Annotated in this window: 4 protein-coding genes; all 4 read right to left on the bottom strand. The window is 39.1% G+C overall.

Annotation, left to right across the window (positions count from 1 at the left end; genetic code table 11):
- Nucleotides 1–94 precede the first annotated feature (94 nt).
- Nucleotides 95–1222: a glycosyltransferase family protein gene (locus tag AB5935_RS23570; RefSeq protein WP_007838549.1), complete on the bottom strand. Its 1128-nt coding sequence runs from the start codon at nucleotides 1220–1222 to the stop codon at nucleotides 95–97.
- The gene (locus AB5935_RS23565; protein ID WP_007838548.1) at nucleotides 1219–2022 is read right to left on the bottom strand and encodes a UDP-2,3-diacylglucosamine diphosphatase; all 804 of its coding nucleotides are present in this window, start codon (nucleotides 2020–2022) and stop codon (nucleotides 1219–1221) included. The genes AB5935_RS23570 and AB5935_RS23565 overlap by 4 nt, the downstream gene beginning before the upstream one ends.
- A 177-nt stretch (nucleotides 2023–2199) precedes the next feature.
- Nucleotides 2200–2637 carry a PepSY-like domain-containing protein gene (locus AB5935_RS23560; protein WP_007844073.1) on the bottom strand — a complete coding sequence of 146 codons (438 nt, stop codon included), beginning with the start codon at nucleotides 2635–2637 and terminating at the stop codon, nucleotides 2200–2202.
- Between the two features lie 103 nt (nucleotides 2638–2740).
- Nucleotides 2741–3961, bottom strand: a 1221-nt coding sequence (locus tag AB5935_RS23555) for a sensor histidine kinase (protein ID WP_368327626.1), incomplete at its 5' end; no start/stop codon positions are given.

Raw genomic sequence — 3961 nt, 5'->3', positions numbered from 1 at the left:
AATCCTGAGCAACTTTTTGTTGCTCAGGTACTTAAAAAGTTTAATTTATAATAGTGTTGCGGAATTAAGGTTAAAGAGAGTTTTTATAAGAAAATCAAATAAACTCTTCAACCAAATACATCTCATTAAATAAAACTTGTTGATAATTGGAAGAATCACTCTCTAACAAATTCAACAAAGTATATTCAGCTCCACGTACCCAATACACAAAATCACGATTGGGGTGGTAATCTTTCGCAAATTCCAGCAACTGTTGCAAATTAAAATCTGAGGAAATGATACCCGCACCGCTTTTTTCGGCATCATATGCATTACAGTCCTGTTCTATATGAGCAGGAACCATCAGAATAGGTTTGCCTAAATACATGGCCTCGCACACCGATTCAAATCCGGCAGTACTGGCATAAGCCTTACATCCCGCCATCTGCCTCAAAAATTCCACATCATCCAGTTGATAAAAGCTCAATGTATTGTCCACTCTCTTCACCGGTTCCTCCTCCCACTTGTCCCAAAAGAAACGAAGCGGTATCCCGGGATGTTGCCTGTGCCATTTCATTACATTTTCACTGAAACCCGCATTAACCATATAGCCATGTATATAGTCACCGGAATAAGGTTCATGTAAAGTCACTTCCCTACGCAACAAGGGAGGAATCACACGGATATGATTCTGAGGATCATCGTTCATGTGACGAAAAGAAAGAGCCAAACGTTCCTTCGCCCCCAAGCTGGTCAATACGGTAAAAAACTTCAAAAGAGCCAAGCTTACTTTATCAGCCTTTGGAAATTCAAAACTTTTATGCAAGAACAGATATTGATGCCCTATACAGATTTGCGGAACAGAGGGACGGAACAGGAAATAAGTCAGTCCGGTCAGCAATTCATAGAAATTGATAACCCTATCCGCACCACTGTCCTCGATACGCTGACGAATGTAGTTAATGCTATTGATATACACAGGAAGTTTCACTAGATTATACGCCACGCTCCGCATCAAACTCACCCGTTTGTTAGCTGGTGTAGGCAGAAAATTAGGACTGACAAAACGTTTTACCGGAGCATGGATATTACGATTGAAAAATCCCGGCAAGCGGCGCGAACTACTTTTACCTACCAGTACTTCCACTACTTCGTGACCGTTCCGGCGCAATATTTCCTCCAACGTAATGGCTTGAGTAAGATGTCCTCTCCCCTCACCCTGTACTATAAATAAAAATTTCATGAGGCTGTATGTATTAGGGTAAACTCTTTATTTTCTTCATTCTCATCAGCTAGTACATGATGGTATTCCATGATATTCCAATTCCCGTCCGCATCCTCAGTCAGTGCCGAAAGGCTTTCTACCCAATCGCCCGAATTCAGATAATGAATACCATCATAATAGGTATTAGCCGGATGATGGATATGACCACAAATCACTCCGTCACATTTACGTACACGTGCAAACTCCACCAATACTTTCTCAAAGTCCGATATATAGGAAACAGCCGACTTTACTTTTTGTTTGACGGCCTGTGACAGAGAATAATACGGTTTCCCCCGCTTAGTACGATATTGGTTATAAAAGCGGTTCACCCATAAGAGGAATGTATAACCTGCATCGCCCAACCGGGCTAACCATTTCATCTGCGTAGTAACCCGGTCGAATATATCGCCATGTGTCACATAATAACGCTTTCCATGTGTTTCAAGGATGTATTCTTTGACGATTTTTACGTTATAGAATGTCATAGGGACCAAGCTGTCCAGAAAATCATCGTGGTTGCCACACACATAAATTACTTCAGTACCGAAGTTCTCCATCATCTTCATGATAACCTTAAAGAAATCAGTATGTTTTGCTTGCCACCTCTTAGTACCTGCCTTACGCAAATGCCAACCATCTATAATGTCTCCGTTCAATATCAGACGGTCACAATTGACAGATTTCAGAAAGTTACTGACTTCAATTGTTTTGGAATGAGAGGTTCCCAGATGGATATCCGATAAAACCACTGTAGGATAATACGTTCTTAGATGCATATCTTTATTATTAAAACTATGCAAATATCCATGTTATCTATTACAAGATCGTGTCGGCAGAATTACTATGCTATTAAAATCAATAAAAAAGACAGGCCGTTTCTTCATGGAACAAGAAACGGCCTGCAAAGCTTCAGTTTATTCACATAAACCACACTTCAGATCTATAACTAATAATTAATTGTCAATATCAATCACATTGAACTGCATATCAAACTTTATCTCCCAACCATTAGAAAGTTTCACTTCATAATCATACTTGTCCCTCTCGATCTTGAGCATCTTGGCATCGGGATAATTCGTAGTGACGTACTTCTTTATCGCGTCAGGAACCACAGCGACAGGTACAGCGCTGTATTTGCAATTCACTTCTGTCCAAACCCCTTTCTTATCGAATTCCAATTTGTCTCCATTGGTAAAAATCACATCATAGCTTTTATCAAACCAGTCTGTTTCCATTTTAGCCATCGCCACCTTGTTATTGGGGAAATGAGTTTTGATAAAAGTTTGTGCAGTCTGAGGCAATTGGTTTACTTGAATAGGTTTGTCATCATCCGCCCATACCACTGTTTGCAACGTAAATAAGCACACTAACAATAATAATACCTTTTTCATAATCGTCATTTTTTTTATTTGGTTCTACATTCTGTTTTCTGATGCAAATATGAAGGGAGATTCTGAAAAGAATTTGAAATTCTGAAAAAAACACGATTTTTTTTCATTGATTATGAGTGGATGTATAAAGTATAAAACAATGCTCCCCACTCTTATATTCATAGCAAAGCCTGAGAGCCTGCATTTTACATATCGTATCTGCTATTGCCAAGCCTAGACCGGTTGAGCCTTCTTTTTTCTTTCCTTGATAAAAACGCTCAAAAATACGCTGGGCATCCAGTGGTTGTGCCGCCCCTGTATTGCAAAACATCACACTGTGGGGAGTAATGACAATCCGGATGTGTCCACCGTCTATATTGTGTACAAAAGCATTCTTCAACAAATTGGTAAGCAACACCACTGCCAGTGTCTCATTTATCGTAAGATAGAAAATACCTTCTTCCTCTACACTTGTTATGATCTCACGATATTGATACACTTCTTTATAGTCCTCCAAATATTGCCTCAATAATTTATTCACTTCTACTTGGGTAGTATCCGTAAATTGACCGTTCTCTATCTTCGAAAGCAATAACAAAGACTTGTTCAGCTTCGTTATATGCTCCAAAGTCTGATGGGTTTTCATCAACTCCTCCAATTGGCTTTCTGAAAGATTTTCATCCTCCATCAGCATCTCCAACCGATTACGACAAATAGCTAGTGGTGTCTGCATCTCATGAGATGCATTACCAATAAATTGTTTTTGCTGTTCGAACATCTGCTCACTGCGCTCTGCATAACGAACAGCCGCCTCATTCAATTTTCTGAATTCTGAAACCCGGGTATTATTTTGTAAAGGCTCGTTTCCTTTACCGATACGATATTTATCCAACCAATGAAGCAATACATAAAGAGGACGCATATTTCGATAAAACACCCACACATTAATAACAATTATAGTCAGTAATAAAGCTATATAAAGAAAAATCATCCAACCTGCCATAGCATCTTTCAAATCATCTTTTTCTATAGAAGGGGTCGCTACCGTCAATTCAAAAAACTTTTCGCCATCATCCTTAAAAATGGTAGTAAGGATTCGTGCAGGTTCAGTTTCATCTTTTTCGGGAATATAAACCATAGAATCCTTATAAAGGATATCATCACGAGATCCTGCATATTCCTTTGTCACTTCACGCAGGAAATACTGATTGTTGGAAGCTGTATTTTTAGAAGGAAGCTCCTCTCCCGCCAATGCACGTATGATGATAATTTCAGAATAATCTTCCAATGAGTCATCCACTTCATCATTCACCTCATCCATTACAGTAAAATAGAAAAGGATGGC

It is taken from the genome of Phocaeicola sp. RTP21198st1_B8_RTP21198_201120 (genome assembly GCF_040929485.1).
GTDB lineage: Bacteria > Bacteroidota > Bacteroidia > Bacteroidales > Bacteroidaceae > Phocaeicola > Phocaeicola dorei.
Note: the sequence above shows the minus strand (reverse complement) of the source record. Positions and strands in the feature narration are given on the sequence as shown.

Coding starts and splice junctions, on each gene's coding strand:
- AB5935_RS23560 (WP_007844073.1), bottom strand. CDS start 2,637: ATGAAAAAGGTATTATTATTGTTAGTGTGCTTATTTACGTTGCAAACA.
- AB5935_RS23565 (WP_007838548.1), bottom strand. CDS start 2,022: ATGCATCTAAGAACGTATTATCCTACAGTGGTTTTATCGGATATCCAT.
- AB5935_RS23570 (WP_007838549.1), bottom strand. CDS start 1,222: ATGAAATTTTTATTTATAGTACAGGGTGAGGGGAGAGGACATCTTACT.